The organism is Metabacillus litoralis (assembly GCF_007994985.1).
GTDB lineage: Bacteria > Bacillota > Bacilli > Bacillales > Bacillaceae > Metabacillus > Metabacillus litoralis.
In genome coordinates, this window is the sequence record NZ_VOQF01000006.1 from 451,063 (window position 1) to 477,973 (window position 26,911).

Sequence of the window (26,911 nt, forward strand, 5' to 3'; positions counted from 1 at the left end):
TTGTCAAAAAACGACATATTAGGGAGCTATTTATTATACTATTTTTAATCTATTAGCTAGCCTTTAGAAACATTGTTATACAAATGAAAATAACTATACAATTTAGAACGAAACTACTTACTATTCGATTGGTCTCTTAAATATATGTTGTTTAGTATATTCATCAGTAATTATCATTAGCTAACCTACTAGATCCTATACTAATTTTGTTTATATCATTGAACCCCTAAAGCAATTTTAGCAATTCGTGACATTCTGTCTTTTGTCCATGGTGGACTCCAAACAATATTCACCTCAGTGCTTTTAACCTCTGGAATGTCATAAAGTGCTTCTTTCACTTTTTCAACTATAGTTCCTGCAAGTGGACAGCCCATTGAAGTTAATGTCATTGTTACCTCTGTTTGACCGTTTTCGTCCATATCTACGTCATATACAAGACCTAAATTAACAATATCCACCCCTAGTTCTGGGTCTTCTACTGTTTCTAAGGCACCGTAAATGTTTTCTTTTAGTAATTCATCCATATTTAAAACTCCTTTCACACTTTTTATTGAATGGTAGCACTCATTCTAATCTCGTTCATAGTAATTCCCAACAAGTATAGTAAAGAGAACGAAGATGAAAAGAATTTTGCTTACTTACAAGGGTTTCTTCAATTATAAATATTTCTCAAACCAATCGACTAATGCTAGCACACCTTCACGAGATACCTTATGATCTGCTAATGGATCGGCGATAAATTTAAGCTTATTCGGTTCTTGCTCATACATAGGGACAATTTCTTTATAAAATTGATACGTAGGAGCAAATGGCACAACATCATCTCGTTCACCATGCCAGAATAACAATGGTCGATTATTTAGTTTCTCCCTTTGTAAGCTTAAATCATATTTTTCTAAAAATAAAATTTGCTTCTCTATTTCTTCATTAGAAAGAGGAATCTCCATACCATTTTGACGCAATGAATAAAGTTGTCCTTTTAATAAGGTTGTATAGCAAGGGCTCCCCATCAAGCTCACCGCTGCTTTAATCCATTCATATTTTGTTAGTGCTCCTAAAGTTGTGATTCCACCCATTGATGTACCAGCTACACCAATTCTATTTGAATCAATTAGTTCCTGCTCTTCAAAGTACTCTTTTAACGTTTTCAATTCTTCTATTTCATTTACAACAATTTTCCAGAAATGCATACTTAATTCTGTAGAATCGAATTGTTTACTTCTCTCACCATGAAATAGTGCTTCAGGTAAAATGACCCGAATTCCTTTTTCTGCCAGGTAATAAGCATAATGCAAATTATTTTCCTTGGCACTTGTAAATCCATGGATAAACATAACCAATGGAGTTTTATTATTTTTATCAGTTTGGTTTACAATATGTAGTAGTGGAATGTTTGCTACATTCATTTTTTCAACAATTACCAAAAATAACGCGCCTCCCTAACTATTCTTCCTCAAATTAATTGTAACATGTAGACATAAAACTTGGAAAAAAGATACACTTAATATGAGTCAAGTATATTTGTGGGGAATGTTAATATGTTATTTAAGATTTACCAGAATTGCACTGTGAGTTAAAAATTAATGTTGATAAAAGGAGATATTATGGAGAAAAAACCTTTCTTAATTGCTCTAGATCTAGATGGTACTCTTTTAAAAGATGATAAAACAATTTCCACATACTCAAAAGAGATTATAAAAAAAGCAAAGGATGATGGCCATATTGTCTGTATAGCAACAGGCCGACCATTTCGTTCAAGCTCTATCTATTATGAAGAATTACAGCTAACTACACCCATTGTTAATTTTAATGGAGCTTATATCCATCATCCACAAAATGATCAATGGGGTACATACCATACAACGTTAGATGTAAATGTTGTTAAACAGATCGTTGAAGTTGCTGAAAAACATGATATACATAATATGCTAGCTGAAATTATTGATGATGTTTATTTTCATTATCATGATGAGAAGCTTCTTGATGTGTTCGGTATGGGAAATCCAGAAATAACAATTGGAGATTTAAGAAGTAATTTAGGTAATGATGTAACAAGTGTTCTTATTCATGCTCCTGAAGACAATGTAGAAAAGATAAGAAGTTACCTATCAGATGTCCATGCAGAGGTTATTGATCATAGAAGATGGGCTGCTCCATGGCATGTCATAGAAATAATTAAAGCCGGAACGAATAAAGCACTTGGACTCCAAAAAATTTCTTCTTATTATAATATACCTTCTGAACGAATTATTGCTTTTGGTGATGAAGATAACGATTTAGAAATGCTTGAATATGCGGGGCATTGGTGTTGCGATGGACAATGCAATAGATAAAGTTAAAGCAGTTGCAAATAAAGAAACACGCTCAAATGAAGAGGATGGAATTGCTCACTATCTAAAGGATGTTTTAGGACTTTAAATTTTTCAAATTCTAGAGAAAACCTTATATATTACCATTTATATAATCCCTTTGTTCGCACACAATATTAGTGACGTTATTTAGCGTCACAATTTCAAAGGGGGGCTTTTTCAATGGGTAAACGTAACAAATCTAAACGTTTTGTTCAGCAAGGCAAAGATACAGTTGCTAAGCACGATGAGAGGTTCCCTTACCATTCAACATTATCTCAAGTAGAAGAAGCGAACAAAAACGAAGACACCTCACGTGGAGGGATATAAGTGACAAACCCATTATTTCAACAAGCTCGTGAAGCTGTAGCATATGCTAATTCAATTGCAAATGGAATTGAACAAGGTGATCAACAGGAAGCAGTGATGAAAGCAAAAAACGCTTTATCTTCTGCTTATGCCAATTGCACTGATGCTGAAAGAGCACAGTTAAGTGAATTTCAACAAACTCTTCAGTCAATATAAAGAATAGAGTATGGGACATAAGTATTTAAGCTAAGGAAATCCCGAATTATTAGGTGATATGTCAATTAAACATTCGCCTAATAGTTCGGGATTTTTATTTGCAGTCTTCAATGTTTTTTTGATTTTGCATACTATTTAAGAACTAGTGGAATGGAGCGGAAGACATTTGACTCCTGCGGGTGCAGAGGAAAGGCTAAGACCCCACAGGCGCGCAGCTTACGAGGAGGCTTAACTTCCTCCCCGGCGAATCTTATGTCTGCAGCGCAATGGAACAAACTTGTTTCTTTCAACCTGAATTTAGGTTTATTCGTCTTTTTAAATTATTTCTTTAATTATGTCCCAGCCGCATTTTTAATAATTCGTACACAGTTAGTGGAATGGAGCGAAAAGCAACTGTCTAGATAAAAAGTGATGTAATTTAATCCTTTCTAAAAAAGCCGTATATTCCTGTTGTTTGAACAACATTTGTAAATGCATTAGGATCTACTTCTTTTATTACCTTTTCCAAATCATATAATTCGTATCTTGTAATGACGATGATCATCATATCCTTAGGTTCATTAGTGAAGCCCCCTTTTGCAGGAATAGTGGTAATTCCTCTTACTAGTTTGGAATGGATCGCTTTTTTTAAATCATCAGCTTTTTTAGTAATGACCATAGCTGTAAGTTTTTCATGTCTTGTATGAATTGCATCAATTACTCTTGTTGATACATATAAAGTGACCAGTGTATAAAGTGCTTTTTCCCAGCCATATAGTAAACCTGCAGTTAAGATTATAATTGAATTGAGCATAAAGAAATAAGTTCCAACAGGTCTATCTTTCATTCGAGATAAAATCATCGCAATGATATCAAGCCCTCCTGTTGAAGCACCATATTTTAATGTCATACCAACACCGATCGCCACAATAACTCCACCGAATACCGCATTTAATAAGATATCCTCTGAAAGAGAGTGTAGTGGAATAATACCTAAGAAAAAGGTTGTTGCTGCTACACTTAGAAAGCTATAAAGTGTAAATGATTTCCCTACTTTTTTCCAACCTAATATAGTAACCGGAATATTTAGTAATAACAATAAAATACCTGTGGAAACATAAAAAGGAGTGTATTCTTCAATGACACTAGAAAGAAGCTGGGAAACACCCGTAAACCCACTTGCATACACACTTGCAGGAATTAAAAATAAGTTTAATGAAATTGCATTAAGTAAAGCACCAATTATCACAACGATTGTCTTTTTTATCTCGGAACTTATACTCAACATAAAACCTCCCCTGTGTTATTTTATTATCGTATACTTGGTTTTCCCCTTTTATTAAGAAATGAATACAAAGATTGTAATTTAATTGAAGGATGGTAAACTTAAAGTATTAATATATCCATACATAACAAAAATGAGGTGTTTCAATGAATGTTCACATTTTAGCCGATAGTGCATGTGATTTACCTATAGAATATTTTGAAGATCACTCTATCTCCTTTCTACCTCTAAGTGTTGATTTAGATGGTAATCAACTAACAGATCAGCAAGAGGCAAGTCCTAAGAAAATATATGATGCAATGCGAAACGGTGCTATTGTTAAAACGTCACAAGTTTCACCTTTGTTATTTAAAGAAGTCTTTACTGAATTAGCTAAAAAAGGTACACCTAGTATATATGTTGCTTTCTCATCTGAACTTTCAGGAACATATCAAACCGCAATGATGATTCGGAATGAAGTTTTAGAAGAATTTCCTAACTTTGAATTGGCCATTATTGACTCAAAATGTGCTTCACTAGGATATGGTCTAGCCGTAATGTATGCAGTTGGTCTTGCAGAAGATAATCAATCTTTTACGCAGATTGAAGAAGCTGTAAAAATTTACTGTCCAAAAATCGAACACATTTTCACTGTAGATAATCTTGAATATTTAGCCCGTGGCGGCAGAATTAGCAAAGCTTCTGCATTTGTTGGTGGCTTGCTAAATATCAAACCTTTATTACATGTTGAAGAAGGTAAGTTAATACCGCTAGAAAAAATTAGAGGACGTAAAAAAGTTCTAAAACGAATTATTGAGGTCATGAAAGAACGTGGTGTTAATTTACAAAATCAAACAATTGCTATAAGTCATGGTGACGATATAGATGTGGCAAATGAGATGAAATCATTAATCCAAGAGGAGTTTTCTCCAAAAGAGGTTTATGTTAACTTTGTTGGAGCAGTTATTGGTGCACATTCTGGTCCTGGTACGTTAGCGATTTTCTTTTTAAATGATGAAATCTAGTTGCCTTTAGTCATACATATTCAGCTCTGGAAGTGGGAATGATAAGCTTATACTTCTTTGAAAGGAGCTTCTTCATGCCACATACTAGTGATAATGATAAAAAAGCTAAAGATAATAATGCGAAACGTCATGAGAAAAACATGATGCGTGAAAAAAATCGTGAGCGTGGCGAGCGCCAATATTCTAAAAAAACTGATCATCTTTAATAAGATCGTTTGATTATATTTGTATGAGAATGCCTATAATGGAAATCATCAAAAAAGACGTTCAAACTTAATTTGAACGTCTTTTTCTTATTATCTTACTTTAATTTGAATGCTCCAACTGTTGAATTTAAATCATCTGTTAATTCTCGTAATGTAACTACCTTGCCAACAATTTTCTCAAAGGCAATTAATTGTTCAGATGTTGATGCTGAGATTTCTTCATTTCCTGCAGCTGATTCTTCAACAACTGCACTAATACTTTCAATTGTATTTAGTACTTGTTCACCAAACACCTTTGAATTTTGAGTACCTTCTAATAAAGATGTTAGGCGCTCTTTCATTTCCTCAACTTTTGTTTCAATATCTCCAAATGCATTTGTTGTTTGATCCATTGACAATTGTTGCTCTTGTGCAATTAGAACACCCTTTTGAACTGAATCTGAAATTCCTGAAATTCCTTCTTTTATTTTAGAAACCATCTCAAAGATATGTTTAGTAGATTGTGTTGCTTCCTCAGCAAGCTTTCTTACTTCATCCGCAACAACAGCAAAGCCTTTACCAGCTTCACCTGCACGAGCAGCCTCAATTGCTGCATTAAGAGCTAATAAATTTGTTTGATCTGCAATACCTGAAACGGCTTGAGCCATATTTTCAATTTCCGATGCATAATTAGCAAACGTTTTTGTTGCATGATCTATTGTGTGACTTGTTTTTTGGTTTTCTACAATTAAATCGCGCTGTGTTTTAATTGCTTCTTGACCAGAGTGAATGGCTGAAACGGCTTCAATCGCAAACGATACTGATTCCTTTGAGCTTGAAACATTTTGTTTCGTTTCGATTTCCATTTTTTCTATTAAGGTAACAGCATCTTGTAAGTCGTTTGAAATAGTTTGTGACCCGATCGCCATCTCGTTTGTTGAAACGGCAACTTGATTTGTGATATCAGTAAGTCCCTTATTCTCTGTTTCAAGTTCTTTAGCAAAACCTTCAACATCTTTACTCACTGTATCAATTGAAAATATCAATTTCTTAAGTTGATCCACCATACTAGTAAATGATTTATTTAATGCACCAAGCTCATCTTTTCCTTTATAGTTAATATCTTCGATCAGTAGATTACCTGAAGCAATTTGTTTTGCATTGAGTGATAATTTCTTTAAAGGACGTGTAATTGAGTTCGTCATTCTGATTGCGAAAAACATCGATAGGACAACTAAAAGAATACTTCCAATAATCGCTGAAACGATAATAAATGAAATTTTCTTTTCTAAATTATTCTGTAAGATCGTATAGTTTTCATTAGCATATTCATTTAATAAATGAACATCATTCATAATACCTGATAAACGAATAGATTGGCGTTTAGCTTCAGCATTATTCTTACTATCTAAAGCAGTTGTTGCCTCACCTTTCCACTGTTCGTACTTTTCAACAGCACTTTTTAAAGCTCCTGAGCTATTTTCATCAGAAATACTTTTGTTTAAAGAACTGTATAATTCTTCAGTTTCCTTTATACTTGCTAGTACTTCCGCCTTTTGAGCATCAGTTGGCGTCACAGAGAAATTATTTAATCCTTGTTTTGTACTTGTTAACTCTCCTTGAAGCTGCTTAATATTAAGTAAGCTTCCTACTTGATCCTGGCTTGAGGACTGTATAGATAGCATATTATAAATAATAAATGCGATCATTAGGATCGCTAATGATAATACACTTATTGAGTTTATTAGTAGTTTATTTTTGATTGTCATGATGTCCTCCTAGCTTCCGTTTGATAGCTTCTCTTTCCAATCTTCAATTTGCTTTCTCTCTTCATTTGTAAAATTATTTACTCTAAGAGGTGCTAGACCAATTCCATCTTCCGCTATTCCAAGCTCAACATGACCAGTTTGTACATTACCATCATCTGTAAGCTGCTTAGCCATTTGATACATTGCTACATCAACATTTTTTAACATTGATGTTATAACAGCTTTCTCTGCATAAAAGTATTGATCACTATCTACACCAATCGCAAACACTTTCTTTGCTTGAGCTTCCTTTAACATACCTACACCTGTAAAACCTGCTGCTGCATATAATACATCAACACCATTATCAATCATTTCACGTGTAAGACTAGCCCCAAGTTGATCATTACCAAAATCACCTGCATATTTCACATCAACAGTGATAGTAGGGTTAATAGATTTTGCACCTTCTACAAATCCTTGCTCAAATTTATTAATTAGTGGAACATCATCTCCACCTATAAAGCCTAATTTATTCGTTTTTGTTGTGAGAGCTGCAGTAACGCCTGCTAAAAAGCTTCCTTGATCTTCCTTGAAGGTAATAGATGTTACATTTTCAAGATCTGAAACTGCATCTATTAATATAAAACGTTGTTCTGGAAACTTTTTTGCTACTTTTTCAAGATCTTCCTGAACCATGAATCCCAAGCCAACGACAACATCATGATTATCATTAACTAGTTCTGTCAGTCCTTTTTCATATGTCTCTGATTCCTTTAGCTCTCGATAATCAAAAATTATTCCTAATTCATCTCTTGCTCTTTCAAGTCCTGCAAATGCTGAATCACTAAAAGATTGATCTCCTAGACCAACATCAGATAGCATGATCCCTATTTTCACTTTATTATCTACCAAATTAGTTGTTTCTTGCTGAGAACACCCAGAAAGTATAATCATGATCGTTATTAGCAACGCTGTTACATTCTTGGTAATAGTCATTTCTGTACCTCTCTTTTATTATCTTTTTTTAACACCTTACTTTTATCGACAAATTACTGCATATTTTTATGTTTTTAGACATTTTTCTTTCGTTTTCTAACTATTGTATGCTTTAATCCATAAGAAAAGGCTTTCACTACTCATCAGTAGTGAAAGCCTCTAAAATTCAGCTTATTTTTTTAATTCTTTAAAGTAAGTCCAACCTTCTTCTTGGTAAACTCGATCATTTTTCATTAAATGTCCCATCGCTCGTTTAAATGCTGCTTTACTCAGATTAAAACGTTCCTTAATATCATCAGGATCACTTTTATCTGTAAAAGGCATTGCACCTCCACGTTCTTGCATATATGCGTAAATTCTTTCTGCATCTCCACTTAATGCCTCATGCTTTCTAGGAAGTAAAGAAACGTTAATTGTTCCATCTTCTTTCACATCGATGACACGTCCTGTCACAGTTTCACCTAGACGCGGCTCTACTTGTCTTTGTGAAGAATGAATAAAACCTTTATATCCTTCTTCGGTTATGATAAATGAACCAGCTATTATCATTCGATACACTGTTCCTGTTATTTCTTTATTAAATATAGATCTATCAGCATCTTTAAATAAAGGCTCAACTATTTCCTCTGTTGCTAATCGAACAAAGAACTTACCATTATGCGAAACCTTTAAGGTGCAATATAGCTTGTCTCCCACATTTGGCCATACTTCTCTTAAAAATGGAAGGTGATCTTCAGTTACTAATGCATCTTTGCTTAAACCTATGTAAACAAATGCCCCCATATCATCGACTACGTCAACAACATCCACCCAACCATAAGTACCTTCAGTTATAATCGGTTTTTTCATAGTAGCATATAATCGATCCTGAGAATCTACACCAAAGAAGACCTCAATTTCTTCTCCTACTTCAATTTCTTCTGTTACTTCATTATTATGCAACAGTACACGATCACTTCCGTCTGTTAAAAAATAGCCAAAATCCACTTTCTCGTCTACTGTTAATGTTTCAAATGTACCTGGTATCATTCTTGTTTCATATCCTTTCGTATTTGAACTATCAACTATACATTTAAGGTTGTTTTTTAATAGAAGTTACTCCTTATTTTATACTAGTGGCAGTAATACAATCCCTACCACATTTGGTTTATTTATCAAGGCTGTTTTCGTAAACTTTGTTGTTTTTAGAATCATGTTGGAAACAACTCTGTATAAAATCTAGTGGCATCTTTTCTTTACAAATTGCACCTTTTATGTGATAACACACTGGTTACAACAGATAATGACGTCTATTAACAACATTCCTTCAGAAAAGAGCCTTTATCAAAGAAAAGAAGTAAAGATTCTTATCTAATAGAAAAGGGATCTTCGCTTCAAAATAACTTTAAATTTCGTAATAGTTGTGATGCTTGTTTTATTTTACTATAATCAACCTATATTATATACGTTATGGAGGATTATTATGGCTAAAGATAATTCATTTGACATTGTTTCAAAAATTGAGTTCCCTGAGGTAACAAATGCAATTAGTATCGCAATGAAAGAAATAGCTACTCGTTATGACTTTAAAGGTAGCAAAAGTACCATTTCATTAGAAAAAGAAGAATTGGTTTTAGTTTCTGATGATGAATATAAGCTTGAACAACTTAAGGATGTATTAATCTCAAAGCTAATTAAACGAGATGTTCCGATCAAAAATATTTCATATAAGAAATTAGAAAATGCATCTGGTGGTACTGTTCGCCAAAAGGCAGAATTAGTTTCAGGAATTGATAAAGACAATGCAAAAAAAATCAACAGCATCATTAAGGACAAAGGTCTGAAAGTTAAAACACAAATTCAAGACGATCAAATTCGTGTAACTGGTAAAAACAGAGATGACCTACAATCCGTTATATCAGCAATCAGAGAAGCAGACCTACCAATTGATGTTCAGTTTATTAATTACCGCTAATAATTAGTAAAGGCTCTTTTCTTGAAAAATTGTTGTTAATTGCCCTGATTTTGCAGTTGAACCATTGTTTTTATTGCATAAAAAAGTTCTAATCTGTGAAGAAAAGATGCCACCATGCTTGATGCAGTGTTGTTTACTTGAAATTGCAAAAGCAACAACGTTTACGAAAACAGCCTTAGTAAAAAATGAATATTTCGGGGTCAGACCCCCTATCAAGGTCTGCCCCTTTCCACTAGTCTCCTCAATAAAAAACTACATATATCTTATAAATTATCATTTTACTATTGATATTTTTCTGATTATTAGATAAATTAGTTGTAATGCTTTTTATTGCATTAAAGTAAATATGTAATTTCATATCTTATCAAGAGAAGCTGAGGGACTGGCCCATTGAAGCTTCAGCAACCGGTTCAAACGAGTGAAGATCTAGTTAGCTTGATTTATACTTTTTTAAAATCAGCTCAACCTATGATTCCCATCTGAGTGCCAAGGTGCTAATTCCAGATAAGCATGTAAAATGCTTGTAAGATAAGGGGAAGCTTATGATCATTCAGTCTTCTTCTTAAGAAGGCTTTTTTTATTTATCGGGGGCTCTTCGATTATATAACATGTAAAAGCCATTTATTTTAATAATTTTTATATCTATTCATTAATAGATCGGAGGATATTTCAGTGGCAAATAAATTTTTGGAAGATTTAAAGAATAAGATTTTGATTGGTGATGGAGCTATGGGAACAATGCTTTATTCTCATGGTGTTGATCGATGTTTCGAAGAATTAAATATCTCAAAGCCTGATGATGTTCAACGTGTTCATGAAGCATATATTTCTGCTGGTGCCAACCTTATCCAAACAAATACGTACGGTGCAAATGATATTAAACTCTCACGCTATGGTCTTGAGGATGATATTAGACAGATTAATAAACAAGCTGTAGCAATTGCAAAAAAAGCAGCAGCTAACTCAGCTTACGTTTTCGGAACAATTGGTGGAGTTCGCTCTTTCAAAAAAAGTGCTCACTCAAATGATGAAATCAAACGTAACTTCAGAGAGCAGCTTTTTATCCTTCTAAATGAGGATGTTGATGGGATTTTACTTGAAACTTATTATGATTTGGAAGAAATGAAAGCAGTCCTTCAAATTGCTCGTAAGGAAACAACAAAACCAATTATTGCAAATGTTTCCCTTCATGAAGCCGGTGTATTACAGGATGGAACTTCATTAAGGGATGGCTTTTTAACATTAGAAGATCTTGGTGCCAATGTCGTTGGCTTGAACTGTCGTTTAGGTCCATATCATATGATTCAATCACTAGAAGAAGTGCCAATTCCAACAGAATCCTATCTTTCTGTATTCCCAAATAGCAGCTTACCTGCTATGAACGAAGGTCGTCTTGTTTATGAATCTGATGAAAGTTATTTTAGAGAAAGTGCACTCAAATTCAGAGAACAAGGTGTTCGTTTAATTGGAGGTTGCTGTGGAACAACACCTAACCATATTAAAGCAATGTCAGAAGCTGTAGCCGATCTTGCTCCTATTACAGATAAACAAGTTCGTGTACCAAATAATGTGATCACTGTATCTTCAGACCACTCTGATGATCTACCGCCATTACAGGATATTGTAAAGCAAAAACGCTCAGTGATCGTTGAATTAGATCCTCCTAAAAAATTAGGAATGACTAAGTTCCTTGACGGTGCACAAGCACTACATGATGCTGGAATTGATGCATTAACTCTTGCAGATAACTCTCTAGCATCACCACGAGTTAGCAATCTGGCAGCTGGAATTTTAGCAAAAGAAAAAACAGGTTCACGAGCATTAATTCATATTACATGCCGAGATCGTAACTTAATTGGTTTACAATCCCACCTTATGGGCTTACATTCACTAGGGATGTCAGATGTATTAGCGATAACAGGTGATCCATCGAAAATAGGAGATTTTCCTGGTGCAACTTCTGTATATGACGTTTCATCGTTTGACTTAATTAGTTTAATCAAGCAATTTAATGAAGGTGTCTCCTATTCTGGCAAACCATTAGGTGATAAAACGAATTTCTCTGTTGCTGCTGCATTTAATCCCAATGTTCGTCATTTAGATAAAGCTGTGGTAAGACTTGAGAAGAAAATTGCTCATGGTGCAGATTATTTTATTTCACAGCCACTTTATTCGAATCAACAAATTATCGATGTATATGAAGAAACAAGAAATTTAAAAGCACCAATATATATCGGTATTATGCCATTAACATCTAGCCGTAACGCTGAATTTATTCATAATGAAATACCTGGAATTAAACTATCTGATTCTATTCGTGAAACAATGGCTGCAGCTGGAACAGATAAAGAGCAAGCTCGTCTAGAAGGCTTAGCTATTGCTAAAGATTTAATTGACACAGCTTTTGATTTATTTAACGGTATTTATTTAATTACACCATTTTTACAATATGACCTTACAGTGGAATTAACAAATTACATCCATGAAAAGGAAAAACAGCGAGCTGAGAGGAAGATTACGCATGTGTAGCATCAAAAAAGAACTAGAAAAAAGAATCCTTGTACTCGATGGAGCAATGGGGACAATGATTCAAGCTGCAGACCTTACAGCAGAAGATTTTGATGGAGAAGATTATGAAGGCTGCAATGAATACTTAACCCGAACAGCTCCAAATGTGATCGAATCTATTCATGAAGCCTACTTAGAAGCAGGCTCTGACATTATATCTACTAATACATTTGGCGCTACTAGTATTGTTTTAGATGAATATGATCTCGGGTATATGGCATTAGAGTTAAATATCGAATCTGCTCAAATTGCTAAAAAAGCAGCCGAAAAATATTCAACAACAGAAAAGCCAAGATATGTAGCCGGAGCAATGGGTCCTACAACGAAGACCCTTTCTGTTACTGGTGGAACAACATTTGATATATTGATAGATAACTATGAAGAACAAGCTAGAGGCTTAATTATTGGTGGAGCAGATTTATTACTTCTTGAAACAAGTCAAGATATGTTGAATGTTAAAGCTGGATTTCTAGGCATTAAAAAAGCCTTTGAAACGACAGGTAAGGAACTTCCATTAATGATCTCAGGTACGATTGAGCCAATGGGAACAACATTGGCTGGTCAGGATATTGAAGCATTTTATGTATCTCTAGAACATATGAAACCTCTTTCTGTTGGTCTAAACTGTGCAACAGGTCCAGAATTTATGACTGACCATATTCGTACATTATCTGGCTTAGCAAATACAGCTGTAAGCTGTTACCCTAATGCAGGTTTACCTGATGAAGAAGGAAACTATCATGAATCACCTGATTCACTGGCAAAAAAATTAGTTGCCTTCGCAGAACAAGGTTGGCTAAATTTAATTGGCGGTTGCTGTGGTACAACACCAGAGCATATAAAAGCATTAACTGAAGCTGTTGCTACGATATCACCTCGAAAAATGGATGAAGTATCAAGTGGACATACAGTTTCTGGAATCGATGCCCTCCTTTATGAAGATGGAATGCGTCCATTGTTTGTTGGTGAACGTACGAATGTTATCGGCTCACGTAAATTTAAGAGATTAATTGCTGAAGGCAAATTTGAAGAAGCATCAGAAATTGCCAGAGCACAAGTAAAAAACGGTGCTCATGTTATTGATATTTGCTTAGCAGATCCAGACCGAGATGAGCTAGAGGATATGGAAGCATTTATTCCTGAGGTTGTGAAAAAGGTAAAAGCTCCTCTTGTTATTGATTCAACTGATGAGCTTGTTATTGAGAGAGCATTAAAATATTCACAAGGTAAGGCCATCATCAATTCGATCAACCTTGAAGATGGTGAAGAACGTTTTGATGCAATTGTCCCTCTTGTTAAGAAATATGGCGGATCATTAGTTGTTGGAACTATCGATGAAATTGGTATGGCATTAACAGCGGAAAAGAAGCTTGAAGTTGCAATTCGCTCACATGATCTACTAGTTAAGAAACATGGATTAAAAGCTAGCGACCTTATTTTTGATCCTCTTGTGTTCCCTGTAGGTACAGGTGATGAGCAATATATTGGATCTGCAAATGAAACAGTGCGGGGCATTCAATTAATAAAAGAACACTTACCAGAGTGTTTAACAATATTAGGTGTTAGTAATGTTTCTTTTGGTCTTCCACCTGTTGGTCGTGAGGTTTTAAATGCAGTTTACCTTTATCACTGTACGCAAGCAGGTCTTGATTATGCAATTGTTAACACTGAAAAATTGGAACGTTTTGCCTCGATCCCAAAGGAAGAAATTGAAATGGCAGAAAAACTGTTATTTAAAACAACAGACGAATCGCTTGCCACTTTTACAAACTTTTATCGTGGCAAGAAAAAAGAAGATAAAAAGCCTGTTAAAAATCTTCCACTTGAAGAAAGACTTGCTCAATACATTATAGAAGGTACAAAAGAAGGTCTTCTTCCTGATCTTGAATTAGCTCTAAAAAAATTCGAAGCTCCATTAGATATTATCAACGGACCACTTATGACTGGAATGGCCGAGGTTGGTGTTTTATTTAACGATAATCAGCTGATTGTAGCAGAAGTTCTCCAAAGTGCTGAAGTGATGAAAGCATCTGTATCATACTTGGAGCAATTTATGGAAAAGAAAGATGATAGTGGTAAGGGCAAAATCCTTTTAGCAACAGTAAAAGGTGATGTACATGATATAGGGAAAAACCTTGTAGACATTATTTTAAGTAATAATGGCTTTAAAGTGATTGATCTTGGGATAAAAGTTACACCACAAACATTGATTCAAGCTGTTAGAGACGAAAATCCTGACCTTATTGGGCTTTCTGGCTTATTAGTTAAATCGGCACAGCAGATGGTTATAACGGCTAAAGATTTACAGGATGCAAATTGTGACCTTCCAATTTTAGTTGGTGGAGCAGCTCTTTCACGTAAATTCACAAGAATGAAAATCGCTCCACAATATAAAGGTCCTGTTGTTTATGCAAAAGACGCAATGGATGGCTTATCTCTAGCAAATCAGTTACGTACATCACCAGAGTCATTTGCTATTCATGATGAAGCTGCTGTTACTGAAGAAGCGAAAACGAAAGCACCACAATCAAAGGCAGTTACTGATTTATTAGAAAAACGAGGTCAACTAACAGATGCACCAATTTTCCAACCGAATGATACAAAGCGTCATATTCTTAGAAACATTGAATTAACGCAAATTATTCCTTATGTGAATATGCAAATGCTTATTGGTCATCATCTCGGTTTAAAAGGAAAAATTAAAGAACTCATTAAAAAGAAGGATCCGAAAACAATGGAGCTATATGAGCTTATTCAAGAGCTTTTAAAAGATGGAGCAAAAAATAAATGGTTCAAGCCAGCCGCTACGTATCAATTTTTCCCATCTTATAGTGAAGAAAATAAACTCCATATCTTAGATCCAAACAACACAGATGTTATTTTACAAACATTCGATTTTCCAAGACAGGATAAATTACCATATCGTTGTATCTCAGACTATATTCGTCCTAAACAGTCTGATGGCTTTGATTACGTGGCAATGTTTGCTGTTACTGCTGGTAGTGAAATACGTGAGCTTGCACAAGGATTTAAAGAGCAAGGCGACTATTTAAAAAGTCATGCTGTTCAAGCCTTAGCCTTAGAGCTTGCTGAAGGTTTAGCAGAACGTACACATCAGCTGATTCGTGATCGTTGGGGCTTCCCTGATGCACCAGATTTTACAATGGATCAACGTTTTTCTGCAAAATATCAAGGACAAAGATACTCATTTGGTTACCCAGCTTGTCCTGACTTAGAAGATCAAGAGAAGTTATTTAATTTGTTAAGACCTGAAGATATTGGCATTGAATTAACTGAAGGATTTATGATGTCTCCTGAAGCATCAGTAACTGCAATTGTTGTTGCCCATCCAGACGCAAAATACTTCAATGTTATGTAAGACTTCATAAAGAAGATGAACAGCCCTGAACTCGAAAGTTCAGGGCTGTTTTTTTTATTACCATCCCTCCTCTATTATCATTAAACCACGTAAAAGATATATTCTCTGGGACAAATCTGTTTATTAACAAACCAAAGTGGGAATATCAATACCAATCCTATAAACATACTTTCAGAGCTTTTTTCACATAATACTTTACAGTACTAAAATTTTGAGGAGGAATCAAAAATGAGTAACCAACAAAATCAACCACAAACAATGCCAGCTCAACATCAAGATGTACAACCTGGCCATGAGGATTTAATGAATCCACAACCCACATTTGATGATGCTTCATATACTGGTAGTGGCAAACTTAAGAATAAAGTAGCGATTATTACAGGTGGAGATAGTGGAATAGGACGAGCTGTAGCTGTCTTTTTTGCAAAAGAAGGAGCAAATGTTGTTATTTCTTATTTAGATGAAGAGAAAGATGCGGAAGAAACAAAAAAGCATGTTGAAAAGCAAGGACAGAAGTGTTTATTAATCCCTGGTGATATCGGTGATGAAAAAGTGTGCCAAGACATTGTTTCTAAAACAGTTGATACCTTTGGAAGTCTTGATATTTTAGTAAACAATGCAGCAGAACAGCATCCTCAAAAAGGGATTGAAGATATTACAAGTGAACAGCTAGAAAGAACATTTAGAACAAATATCTTTTCATTCTTTTATTTAACAAAAGCAGCGCTACCTCATTTAAAGAAAGGTAGTACTATAGTTAACACATCATCTGTTACAGCTTATGCTGGAAATGAACAACTATTAGACTACTCAGCAACAAAAGGCGCAATCACAACCTTCACAAGATCTCTTGCTCTTTCACTTGCTGGGAAAGGAATTCGTGTAAACGGAGTTGCTCCAGGCCCAATCTGGACACCACTAATTCCATCGACCTTCCCGGCTGATCAAGTAGCTACATTTGGAGCTAATACTCCAATGAAGCGCCCTGGACAACCTGAAGAGCTTGCACCTGCTTATGTATTTTTAGCAAGTGATGATTCATCTTACATGTCAGGACAAATGATTCATGTTAATGGTGGTAAGATTGTAAATAGTTAAGTTTGAGAAACTTGAAAAAATAAACATACTAAGATTAGTATTTAAGCTAATGATAAACCCGAAATATTAGGAAATATTTCGGGTTTATATTTGCTGTCTTCAATAGATTTTTTGATTTTGTGTACTTTTTTAAGAATTAGTGTAATGGAGCGAAAGACATTTGACTCCTGCGGGTGCAGAGGAAAGGCTGAGACCCCACAGGCGCGCAGCTTACGAGGAGGCTTAGCTTCCTCCCCGGCGAATCTTATGTCTGCAGCGCAATGGAACGAACTTGTTTCTTTCAGCTTAAATGAATTTAGAATTATTCGTCTTTTTGTAAGACATCTTTAATTATGTCCCAGCCTCCTTATTTTTACCATATTCCTTTCTCACTTCTTTTGACCACGTCTTTTAGCTAAAATTAAAAAGCCGATAAATAAAGTCGGAACAATAATAAATACACTAATAAAAGGTATATTTAACCCTGTCTTTTCTTTGATTTCGTATACTTCTGCTAGTTCACGATCAATAATAAATTCATAGTTACCATTTTCTTCTTGAAACACATCTCCAGTTAACAATCCTTGTAGCTTCTTATCTTCAGCAATTTCATTTGCTGGGATGATCACTTTTTGTGTCTTAGAGGAATTATTTATAGCAACAATAACGGAATCTTCTTGATAAGTACGTTTAAAAATGATCATTCCACCTTTTTCATATAAAAGCTGATAATCACCTTTTGTTAATGGTGGAAAATTCGTTCTGACTTTCGCTAATTTGCCCATGTAGTCAATTAGTTCTTCATCTGATTGAAAGTTCATTAATGGACGGTTTAAAGGAGGTTCTCCTCCATCCACAGCAATTTCAGAACCATAATATACAAATGGTGTTCCCGGTAATGTGTACATATAAGAGTAAGCAATTTTAAATCGATTACCAGGATGCTGATTATTCTCGATTGAATATCGTGTAAATCGGACAGTATTATGACTATCTAAAAAGTTTGTTAAATTTTCAGGAGCTTCTTCGACAATACTTGATGCTGGTTCAGTGTTATTGTCAACATTAGCAAATGCAAGTGAAGCAGCTTCTTGGAAAGGTGCATTTAATATCGAATCAAAACCTGCTTCAATATAACGATTCACCTTTGTAACATCATACTCTTGTAATGTACCAACTAAATATTTATCTACTAGTGCTTCATTAAAAACCTTCCAAAAGTCCGCTGAAATAACATCCGGATAATTAATAAAATAACCATCAATATCAACATCAGTTATCCAGCTTGCCCCTGAGTCAATTAACTTTGCTTTATCTTCAGCAGTGAACGAAGAACCAGTATTTAAATCTAGTTCTAGTAACACATTGATATCTAACTTATGTGACTGAGACACAAGGTTCTGCAGTTCCTCTTTTGTCCCATAATGCTCGTCTATATTTTGAGCAATGTTGTTACCTTCTTGAAGAAAAATCGACGATAACACAATTGTAGAAAAACCCATTTCTTTTATATATTCAAGCTTTCTTACAATCCCTTCAAAATCACCACCATGATATGCTAAAGGATCTTCAGGATTAAATTCAGCTCCATCATTTTGTGGATCTCCATTATTAAAACGATCTACCTCAATAAAATAAACAAGTTCATTTTGCCAGGCTTCTTCAAGTGTTTCCTCCGCATTTACATGTATAGATGTGTTGAAAAGCAAAAACGAAATAGCTAATAATTTTATTACGTTCTTATACATAGATGTGTATTTTCCTCCTATGATTTCCGATTTATATATCTGCTTTTTTAGAGTATCTCTTTCTCCTATAAAACGTCAATTTTTTTATGGTTGTTGTCTTATCTTTTTGTTGATTTATAATGAATTAGTTTTCACCAATAATATGAATATCATCATCTCCTTTTGAAAAAGCTTAGTAGTACAAAATAATAGTTGGAAAAGGAGTAGATATGTTAAAGGAATCTATTTATCATCGCCCTAAAAATCAGTTTGCCTATTCTTGTCACGATGAAACAGTTCAAATTATGCTCCGTACAAAGCATTTGGATTTAAATTCTGTTACTCTTTTTTATGGTGATCCTTTTCAATTTGTTGATAATAGATGGGTAAAAACTTCTGTTAGTATGAAGGTAAGTGGCCATGACGAGCTTTTTGATTATTGGCTTGTTCGTATCAAACCACCACAAAAACGTCTAAGATATGCTTTTGAATTAATACATAATGAAGAAAAACTATTTTTTACTGAAAAAGGATTTTGTGATTTTGTACATGATGATTTTTCTGCATATTTTTGTTTTCCCTTTTATCATAAATCAGACAGCTTCACAGCACCAACTTGGGTGAAGGAAACAGTATGGTATCAAATTTTCCCAGATCGTTTTTCAAATGGCACGACAACAAATGATCCAGCTACAACTTTACCTTGGAATAGTACTGAACCTACAGTAACCACAATATTTGGTGGTGATTTAAAGGGTGTGCTCAAAAAGCTTGATTATTTAGTTGATCTTGGAATAACAGGAATTTACTTTACACCAATATTTAAGGCAAATTCAAATCATAAATACGACACAATTGATTATTTCGAAATTGATCCTCAGTTTGGAGATAAACAAACCTTTAAAAAACTGGTGGAAGAATGCCATAAAAAAGGAATTAGAATCATGCTTGATGCTGTATTTAATCATTGTGGAAAGAACTTCCTACCTTTTCAAGATGCTATTTTAAATCGTAATGCATCACCTTATAAAGATTGGTTCCATTTTACTGAGAATCAAATAAAAGAGCATCACTATGAAACATTTTCTTTTGAAAAGTCGATGCCAAAATTAAATACGACAAATCCTGAAGTGAAACAGTATTTAATAGATGTTGGACAATATTGGATAAAAGAATTTAATATTGATGGCTGGAGATTGGATGTCGCTAATGAAGTTGACCATCAATTTTGGCGAGAATTTCGACAAGCTGTTAAATCTGTTAAAAAAGATGTTTTTCTCGTAGGAGAAGTGTGGCATGATGCGCTACCATGGCTTGAAGGTGAGCAATTTGATTCTGTGATGAATTATCCTTTAACAAATATGCTTCACCGCTTCTTTGCTTATGATGAAATCAATGCGAAACAATTCGAATATGAGCTTCAGTCATATATGCATCAATATCCAAAACCTCAATATGAAATGCTTTTTAATATAGTTGGTAGCCATGATACACCTAGAATTATCAACATAGCTCAAATGAATAAAAAAAGAGTCAAGTTAATAAAAGTCTTTCAATTTAGCTTTTTAGGAACTCCTTCAATTTATTATGGTGATGAAATCGGCTTAACTGGTGACCAAGATCCAGGCTGTCGAAAATGTATGGTTTGGGAGGAAGACAACCAAGATCAAGAAATGCTCACATTCATGAAGAAATTAATTCATCTTAGAAAAAAATACCCTATCATGGCCAATGAAGGAGATTTCAAGCTGCTAGCTGCAGATGCAAATAAAAATCATCTTTGTTATAGCAGAGAAACAAAGAATCAACTTCTACTTGTTGTAATGAACAAGAGTGCGGAAAAGCAATCAATCTCACTTCCTATTGATATTAAAAACAAGACGATTCTTGATCTCTGGAAGTCAGAGGAATTTGCTGCAAACTCCAGCAGTATCGATGTCACACTTGAACCATATGACTTTTCGTTTTTGTTAGTAAGGCAATAAGAAAAGTTAATAAATAGTTGCAATAAAATAATCATTTTATTTCGCTCCAAACACTTGCTTTCCGGGGGGAGGAAGCTGGGCCTACGGGGTCTCAGCCTTTCCTCTACACCCGCAGGAGTCAAATACCTTCCACTTCATTCCACTATTTTGGAGGGTAATACAACAACAACCTCTTTAGAAAATCACCCCTGAAAATGCAGAGTAAAAGTCCGTCATAGAGCTAATGAAGGACTTAAGCGAGGGAAAGCCCGAGTAAAAGTCCTTCATAGAGCCGATGAAGGACATAAGTACAGAGATGCGATGTTCCTGGAAATTAAATTAGGAAATGCAATATTAGATTGTTCTACACAACGCAACAGTCGTGAATATTGTTGGGCCTTCTTTCAGAATTAAAGATCACTTAGAAAAAGAAGATGTTAATTAATTTTTGAGCAATCATAAACGATCAAAATTGTACATCGTTAGCTTGACATTTACAGCAAGGAATTTGGCTTTTTCTACAATTTCTTTATAGCCCCTTCACTCTCTTCCTTGCCGCCTGTTAATAACCTTTCGATATTCTATAGGACTCATTCCCTCCAATCTTTTAAATAGCTTTGAAAAATAAGTAGAATCTTCAATTCCAACTTCTATAGAAATATTTGCAATCTTATTATTTGTTGTGGCTAATAATTTTTTAGCTTGATTCATTCTAAATTTATTTAAATATAAATTAGGAGTTATCCCGGTTATTTTTTGCATACAGCGAGTGATATAATCTGGATGAAAATGTAGACTTCTTGAAATGTCATCCATTTTCACTTCTGTTTTATAATGGTTTTGAATATAAGCTACTGTTAATTCAACTACTTTTTCTGCTGCTGTTGGTATCTTGCATGCTTCTTTTTGCAAATGCAAAAGGAATTCTTGAAAATGTAATTGCTGTCTTAATCGATAATCTGGAGCTTGATGATCAATCCCTAAGATATTATCAAAAATATTTTCTACAAAATGATTATGTTCAATTTCTCCGTAACACGGAATTCTTAATTTATATAAAGAAGGATTTACATGGTCACCTTGAACTACATGAATATCTCCCCAATTATCGAGTCCATTATCAACAAGATCATATTCAGTTGGGATAAGGAAATGAAACCAGTAATACTCTGTTTTCACAGGGCTCCCCTTATGTCCGTAATGTTCAAAACCTGGTACTAAGATAATGTATTGCCCTTTCGTAACAGTAAAACGATTTTCGTCTTCTGTGAGATATAGCTCACCTGCTTTTACGTAAATTAAATCAAACACAGAAAAAACACGGCGAAAGTGCTTTGTTCCCTTTTCAAAAACAGCATATCCTTCTGTAATTAACGTTGGGAAAGGTGGTGTATTGAATTCTAGATAAGACATAAAAGATCCATCCCTGTAGTCGTATTTTTCCAAAAGTTATCGATTTCCTCTCTTTCTATTATACAACAATCTCTGTAAACTAAATAAGGATTGTTGACGTTTAATAAAGGGAGTTGATCATCATGTCGTTAACAAAACAAGATCGGAAAATAACATTATTTGCGCTTACATGGCCTATATTTATTGAAGTACTACTCCATATGTTAATGGGTAATGCAGATACACTTATGCTTAGTCAATATTCAGATCAGTCTGTAGCTGCTGTTGGTGTTTCAAATCAAATATTATTTTTGCTTATAGTTATGTTCGGTTTTATAGCAACAGGAACGACCATCTTAGTGGCTCAATATTTAGGTGCAAAACAATATAAAAATGCAAAGGATATCTCTTCTGTCTCTATATCTGCAAATCTATTAATCGGATTATTAATCAGTGTGATTATTTATATCGCAAGTGAAGATATTTTACACTTAATGAATATTCCAGAAGAGCTTTTAGGAGAAGCTACCTTTTATCTACAGGTAGTTGGAGGATTCTCATTTGTTCAAGCATTAATTATGACAGCTGGTGCTATTCTTAAAAGCTATGGATATACGAAGGACACAATGTATTTAACAATTGGAATGAATATTTTGAACATTATCGGAAACTACTTTTTCATTTTTGGTCCATTTGGATTTCCGATTTTAGGTGTTCAAGGTGTTGCCATCTCAACTGTCGTCTCAAGAATTATTGGCTTAGTTGTTATTTTGTATATGCTAAAACAGCGAGTTCATTTTACACTTAATATAAAAGAAATCTTTTCACTTCCTGTTCATCATCTTAAAAACTTACTACGCATCGGAGTTCCAACAGCTGGTGAGCAATTTTCCTATAATACATCACAAATGATTATTACAGTTTTTATTACTATGATAGGAACAGAGGCATTAACAACAAAAATATATACACAAAATTTAATGATGTTGATTTTATTGTTTAGCCTTGCTGTTAGTCAGGGCACACAAATCTTAATCGGATATTTAATTGGTGCAAAAGATTATGAAGGAGCATATAAACGATGCTTACAAAGCTTATATGCTGGTGTAGCTATTTCCACCATTATGGCGATCATCTTTTCAATTTTCTCCGATACATTGCTTGGCATATTTACAAGTAATGAAGATATTCTCAAAACCGGTGGTATCCTCATTTTATTAACAATTATACTTGAGCCTGGTCGAGCATTTAATATGATCATCATTAGCTCCTTAAGAGCAGTTGGTGATATTCGCTTCCCTACCTACATGGCCATTATTTCAATGTGGGGATTAGCTGTTCCAATTGCCTACATTCTTGGCATTCATTTTGAGCTAGGTCTTGTTGGTGTGTGGATTGCCTTTATTACAGATGAGTGGTTTAGAGGTATTGTAATGCTTCATAGATGGAAATCAAGAGCTTGGGAATCAAAACAATTCATTACAAGAGCTGCTGCAAATTAATATATATAAGCTAGAGACTGAAAATCTTAAAGATTTTCAGTCTCTTTTTTTGTTGACCTTCAAAAAATCAATGTTTTTAATTAAGGCCCTTCTTTAGAAGTTTGTTGAAGTTAACTTAAATATTTTTAGAATCTCCAATCAAACTTCCTCTGCATCTTAAACTAGGACAAAGCATACTATTATTGTACAAACAATGTGCAATCTACTATAATCTTGGATAGAAATGAGGGTTTGATTTGAAGATTGATGAATTAACATTTAAGCTGTTTCTCGTTTGGTATTTTGTTGGAATTATTCTATTAACCTTTGATCTTATTCCACCTGCTCTTGAATGGGCTAACGTCGTATTTTTAATTCTCTCAGGCTTAATCGGTGGCATTTATTTTATTAAGTCCTTTGGTATTAATTTAGGTTTGAGCTTAAGTTTAATTATTGTTTTCTTTTCGATTTTTGCTGAACATATTGGTGTTGAGTATGGACTTCTTTTCGGAGATTACTATTATACAAGTGATTTTGGTCCTAAATTAATTGGAGTACCAATTGCCATCGGATTTGCATGGCTAATGGTAATAGCTGGTTCACACGCTATTTCATCGGTGATAACAAAAAAACAACAATTTATACCCTACACTATTATCGCTTCTCTGCTTGCCGTCTTAATTGATCTTGTCATAGATCCTGTAGCATATGAAGTGAAAAACTATTGGGTATGGAATGCAGAAAGCTTTTACTATAACATCCCAATGTCTAATTTTATCGGCTGGTTTATTGTCGCTTTTATTCTGCATTCTGTGATTTACTTACTATCTCTTAAAGCGAAACGAACTATTACGATTTGGCACTCCCGTATTGTGACTGTCTATTTTCTCGTATTAGCAATGTTTTTGTTACTTTCACTGTTCAACGGGCTATGGCTGGCTGTTTTCATAACAGGGTTGTTCTCTCTTATCACAATCTTTACTTATATAAGAAATCGACATCACTTATTTGACTGATATGAAATGAGGATTATTAATGATTGAAGCAAATAAGAAGGCTTGGTTTGAAACTGTTTTTACTATTTATAATCGCCAGCTTTTAAAAAGATACTTTAAGGATATTTATCTCCAGTTTGATCAACCATTACCTTCTCAAGCAATTTTCACAATAAATCATAGCTCTTGGTGGGACGCACTTGTTTTATTTCATTTAAATCGTCATGTTCTAAAACATGATTTATTTGTAATGATGCATGAAAAAGGATTAAAGGATTACCCTTTCTTCGGAAAATTAGGAGCATACTCAGTAAATCGACTGAGTCTAAAGGATATTGTGAAAGCACTGAATTATAGTGGTACTCTTTTAAAAGAAGGCAAATCAGTTGGTCTTTTTCCTCAAGGTGATGAGTTTCATTTAGAAAAAAGACCTTTATCATTTTTACCAGGCACTATTGCCCTAATGGAAAAAAATCAAGATATCCCACTTATCCCAGTAGCCTTCTACTATAGCTTTGGACACACAAAAAAACAGGAAATATACATTAATGTCGGTGAACCAATTTATTATCACTCACTTAATGGCTCATCTCGTAAAGAAAGAAATTCTTCGTTTGAGTTACTTTTCACTAAACAGCTTGATTCATTGAAGCAGATTGTTGTAAATGAACAAATCGATTCATTTCAAGCAATTCTCTAAATAAGGACTGAGAAATATATGAAGAAAGTTGCAATAATAGGTGCGGGCCTTGGTGGATTAACAGCTGCGATCTCATTAGCATCTCAAGGATACCAAGTAGATTTATTCGAAAAAAATAACCACTGTGGCGGAAAATTAATGCCGTATGAACTTGGTACACATAAATTTGATTTTGGACCTAACACCATCACAATGCCACATGTTTTCAAACAGGTTTTTGAGATCGCTGGAGAAAAGGCTGAAGATTATATCCAATTTATAAAATTACCGATCCATACAAGAAATATCTTTTCTAATGGAACAGAATTTGATTTTACAAATGATTTCGCATATATGAAAAAACAGCTAGAACAATTAGATTCCTATGGTGGAACTCAATTTGATTCTTTTATTAAAGAGATTACAAGACTTTACAACTTATCTGAAAAGCATTTCTTTTTTAAAACCTTTGAAAACCTAAGTGATTATTTAGCTCCAAAGCTCGGTATGGCATTACTGCAGGTTAGACCAAATGAATCTTTACACCATTTCTTTTCACGGTATTTTCAAACGAAGGAAGTCATTGAAGCATTTTCTCGTTATGCAACATATATCGGCTCATCTCCATATGTTAGTCCTGCAACTTTTAGCTTGATTGCTTATTTGGAGCTTGTTCAAGGTGTTTACTATATCAAAGGTGGAAACGTTCAGCTTGCTCAAGCATATGAGAAGCTTGCTAAAAAGCTAAACGTAAACATTCATCTGAATACAAAGGTGACAAATATTCATGTTGAAAATAAAAAAGTGAAACATATAGAATTTGAGAATCGAGAAAACTATCTACCAGATGAAGTAATTATGAATGCTGATTTGTTAAAAGCTTATCCTGAATTAGTAAATGCGGAGGATCGTCCACACTTTACTACAAAAAAACGTGATCGTTATCAGCCATCAATTTCTGCCTTTGTAATACTGGCTGGATTAAATGTACGCAATGACCAATTGCTTCATCATAACGTGTATTTTTCTAATGATTATCAACAAGAATTCAAAGATCTATTTACTCACCATAAATATAGTGATAATCCTACGATTTATATTAGTAATAGCTCTTATACAGATAAAACGCAATCTCCTGATGGAGACAATTTGTTTATTTTAGTAAACGCTCCTCCTTTACAAAAAGATGGTGGGTTAGGAATTGATCCAGAAGAATATAAAAATAGAATATATCACCTTTTAGAAAATAAAGGTTTATCAATAAGAAAGCATTTAGTGCATGAAAAAATCATCACTCCTCAATATATCGCTGAGAAGTTTGGTGCATATAGAGGGGCATTGTACGGGCTTTCTAGTAATAATAAGCTAGATGCATTCTTAAGACCGAGCAATTTTTCAAGAGATATTAGTAATTTATCATTTGTAGGAGGCAGTACACATCCTGGTGGCGGCTCACCTATGGTCGTTATTAGTGGATTAAATGTTGCGTCTGTTTTGTCTAAACGTAAATAAAAAATGATTAACAACAATACAAAAAACCTTACGCATAACTCGTCTAGTGAACTGCACCCCAATTGTTAGACACCATCTAACAATCGGAGGTGCAGTTTTTCTATGGCCAA

At 34.2% G+C, this 26,911-nt stretch carries 21 protein-coding genes, 1 pseudogene and 1 riboswitch; of the genes and pseudogenes, 14 read left to right on the plus strand and 8 right to left on the minus strand.

From position 1 onward, the window contains the following. Nucleotides 1–215 precede the first annotated feature (215 nt). Nucleotides 216–524 carry a metal-sulfur cluster assembly factor gene (locus tag FS935_RS12810; protein WP_146948981.1) on the minus strand — a complete coding sequence of 103 codons (309 nt, stop codon included), beginning with the start codon at nt 522–524 and terminating at the stop codon, nt 216–218. A 132-nt stretch (nt 525–656) separates the two neighbouring features. Next, entirely contained in the window at nt 657–1,424 is a 768-nt protein-coding gene (gene yjfP / locus FS935_RS12815; protein WP_146948982.1) for an esterase, read from the minus strand. A gap of 180 nt (nt 1,425–1,604) precedes the next feature. On the opposite strand from yjfP, the pseudogene FS935_RS12820 reads away from it, so the two are divergent. From FS935_RS12820 to FS935_RS12825, 3 genes and pseudogenes are all read left to right on the plus strand, one after another. After that, nucleotides 1,605–2,418: pseudogene (locus FS935_RS12820) on the plus strand (Cof-type HAD-IIB family hydrolase). 113 nt (nt 2,419–2,531) lie between these two features. Next, entirely contained in the window at nt 2,532–2,678 is a 147-nt protein-coding gene (locus FS935_RS23660; protein WP_168714484.1) for a hypothetical protein, read from the plus strand. After that, nucleotides 2,679–2,873 carry a DUF3813 domain-containing protein gene (locus FS935_RS12825; protein ID WP_146948983.1) on the plus strand — a complete coding sequence of 65 codons (195 nt, stop codon included), beginning with the start codon at nt 2,679–2,681 and terminating at the stop codon, nt 2,871–2,873. A gap of 418 nt (nt 2,874–3,291) precedes the next feature. Here FS935_RS12825 and FS935_RS12830 read toward each other — a convergent pair whose 3' ends face one another. Continuing rightward, a complete protein-coding gene (locus FS935_RS12830) occupies nt 3,292–4,131 on the minus strand; it encodes a YitT family protein (protein WP_439116650.1) in 840 nt (279 codons plus the stop codon). A 152-nt stretch (nt 4,132–4,283) separates the two neighbouring features. Here FS935_RS12830 and FS935_RS12835 point away from each other — a divergent pair, with 152 nt between their 5' ends. Together FS935_RS12835 and FS935_RS12840 are read left to right on the plus strand one after the other, a co-directional pair. Beyond that, nucleotides 4,284–5,141 (plus strand): DegV family protein, encoded by an 858-nt coding sequence (locus FS935_RS12835; RefSeq protein ID WP_146948985.1) that lies wholly within the window; start codon nt 4,284–4,286, stop codon nt 5,139–5,141. Between the two features lie 74 nt (nt 5,142–5,215). Further along, nucleotides 5,216–5,347, plus strand: coding sequence for a DUF3941 domain-containing protein (locus FS935_RS12840; RefSeq protein WP_146948986.1), 132 nt, complete (start codon nt 5,216–5,218; stop codon nt 5,345–5,347). 95 nt (nt 5,348–5,442) lie between these two features. Here the strand turns inward: FS935_RS12840 and FS935_RS12845 are convergent, their stop codons facing one another. The 3 genes from FS935_RS12845 to FS935_RS12855 all read right to left on the minus strand — a co-directional run bounded on the left by FS935_RS12845 (nt 5,443) and on the right by FS935_RS12855 (nt 9,102). After that, nucleotides 5,443–7,095, minus strand: coding sequence for a methyl-accepting chemotaxis protein (locus FS935_RS12845; RefSeq protein WP_146948987.1), 1,653 nt, complete (start codon nt 7,093–7,095; stop codon nt 5,443–5,445). A gap of 9 nt (nt 7,096–7,104) precedes the next feature. Further along, nucleotides 7,105–8,073: a BMP family lipoprotein gene (locus tag FS935_RS12850; protein ID WP_146948988.1), complete on the minus strand. Its 969-nt coding sequence runs from the start codon at nt 8,071–8,073 to the stop codon at nt 7,105–7,107. Nucleotides 8,074–8,244: 171 nt separating this feature from the next. Beyond that, on the minus strand, nt 8,245–9,102 hold the full coding sequence (locus tag FS935_RS12855) for a CvfB family protein (RefSeq protein WP_146948989.1): 858 nt from the start codon (nt 9,100–9,102) through the stop codon (nt 8,245–8,247). Between the two features lie 433 nt (nt 9,103–9,535). On the opposite strand from FS935_RS12855, the gene FS935_RS12860 reads away from it, so the two are divergent. The 4 genes from FS935_RS12860 to FS935_RS12875 all read left to right on the plus strand — a co-directional run bounded on the left by FS935_RS12860 (nt 9,536) and on the right by FS935_RS12875 (nt 17,072). Further along, nucleotides 9,536–10,027 carry a YajQ family cyclic di-GMP-binding protein gene (locus FS935_RS12860; protein WP_146948990.1) on the plus strand — a complete coding sequence of 164 codons (492 nt, stop codon included), beginning with the start codon at nt 9,536–9,538 and terminating at the stop codon, nt 10,025–10,027. A 358-nt stretch (nt 10,028–10,385) separates the two neighbouring features. Further along, nucleotides 10,386–10,562: riboswitch (SAM riboswitch) on the plus strand. A 194-nt stretch (nt 10,563–10,756) separates the two neighbouring features. Beyond that, entirely contained in the window at nt 10,757–12,556 is a 1,800-nt protein-coding gene (locus FS935_RS12865; protein WP_240050909.1) for a bifunctional homocysteine S-methyltransferase/methylenetetrahydrofolate reductase, read from the plus strand. Next, nucleotides 12,549–15,974, plus strand: a complete 3,426-nt coding sequence (gene metH, locus FS935_RS12870) for a methionine synthase (RefSeq protein WP_146948992.1) — start codon at nt 12,549–12,551, stop codon at nt 15,972–15,974. Before FS935_RS12865 ends, metH begins: the two co-directional genes overlap by 8 nt. Before the next feature lie 228 nt (nt 15,975–16,202). Next, complete coding sequence (locus tag FS935_RS12875; protein ID WP_146948993.1) at nt 16,203–17,072, plus strand: SDR family oxidoreductase; 870 nt, start codon at nt 16,203–16,205, stop codon at nt 17,070–17,072. 368 nt (nt 17,073–17,440) lie between these two features. Here FS935_RS12875 and FS935_RS12880 read toward each other — a convergent pair whose 3' ends face one another. Continuing rightward, nucleotides 17,441–18,799: an alpha-amylase family glycosyl hydrolase gene (locus FS935_RS12880; protein WP_146948994.1), complete on the minus strand. Its 1,359-nt coding sequence runs from the start codon at nt 18,797–18,799 to the stop codon at nt 17,441–17,443. 209 nt (nt 18,800–19,008) lie between these two features. Between FS935_RS12880 and FS935_RS12885 the strand changes: the two genes are divergently transcribed. After that, on the plus strand, nt 19,009–20,763 hold the full coding sequence (locus tag FS935_RS12885) for an alpha-glycosidase (protein WP_146948995.1): 1,755 nt from the start codon (nt 19,009–19,011) through the stop codon (nt 20,761–20,763). Between the two features lie 519 nt (nt 20,764–21,282). Here FS935_RS12885 and FS935_RS12890 read toward each other — a convergent pair. Next, the gene (locus FS935_RS12890; protein ID WP_146948996.1) at nt 21,283–22,155 is read right to left on the minus strand and encodes an AraC family transcriptional regulator; all 873 of its coding nucleotides are present in this window, start codon (nt 22,153–22,155) and stop codon (nt 21,283–21,285) included. Nucleotides 22,156–22,277: 122 nt separating this feature from the next. Here FS935_RS12890 and FS935_RS12895 point away from each other — a divergent pair, with 122 nt between their 5' ends. The 4 genes from FS935_RS12895 to FS935_RS12910 all read left to right on the plus strand — a co-directional run bounded on the left by FS935_RS12895 (nt 22,278) and on the right by FS935_RS12910 (nt 26,801). Continuing rightward, nucleotides 22,278–23,636 carry an MATE family efflux transporter gene (locus FS935_RS12895; RefSeq protein WP_146948997.1) on the plus strand — a complete coding sequence of 453 codons (1,359 nt, stop codon included), beginning with the start codon at nt 22,278–22,280 and terminating at the stop codon, nt 23,634–23,636. 236 nt (nt 23,637–23,872) lie between these two features. Then, on the plus strand, nt 23,873–24,631 hold the full coding sequence (locus FS935_RS12900; RefSeq protein WP_146948998.1) for a carotenoid biosynthesis protein: 759 nt from the start codon (nt 23,873–23,875) through the stop codon (nt 24,629–24,631). Nucleotides 24,632–24,650: 19 nt separating this feature from the next. Beyond that, complete coding sequence (locus FS935_RS12905) at nt 24,651–25,310, plus strand: lysophospholipid acyltransferase family protein (protein ID WP_146948999.1); 660 nt, start codon at nt 24,651–24,653, stop codon at nt 25,308–25,310. An 18-nt stretch (nt 25,311–25,328) separates the two neighbouring features. Further along, nucleotides 25,329–26,801 carry a phytoene desaturase family protein gene (locus tag FS935_RS12910; RefSeq protein WP_146949000.1) on the plus strand — a complete coding sequence of 491 codons (1,473 nt, stop codon included), beginning with the start codon at nt 25,329–25,331 and terminating at the stop codon, nt 26,799–26,801. Nucleotides 26,802–26,911 lie beyond the last annotated feature (110 nt).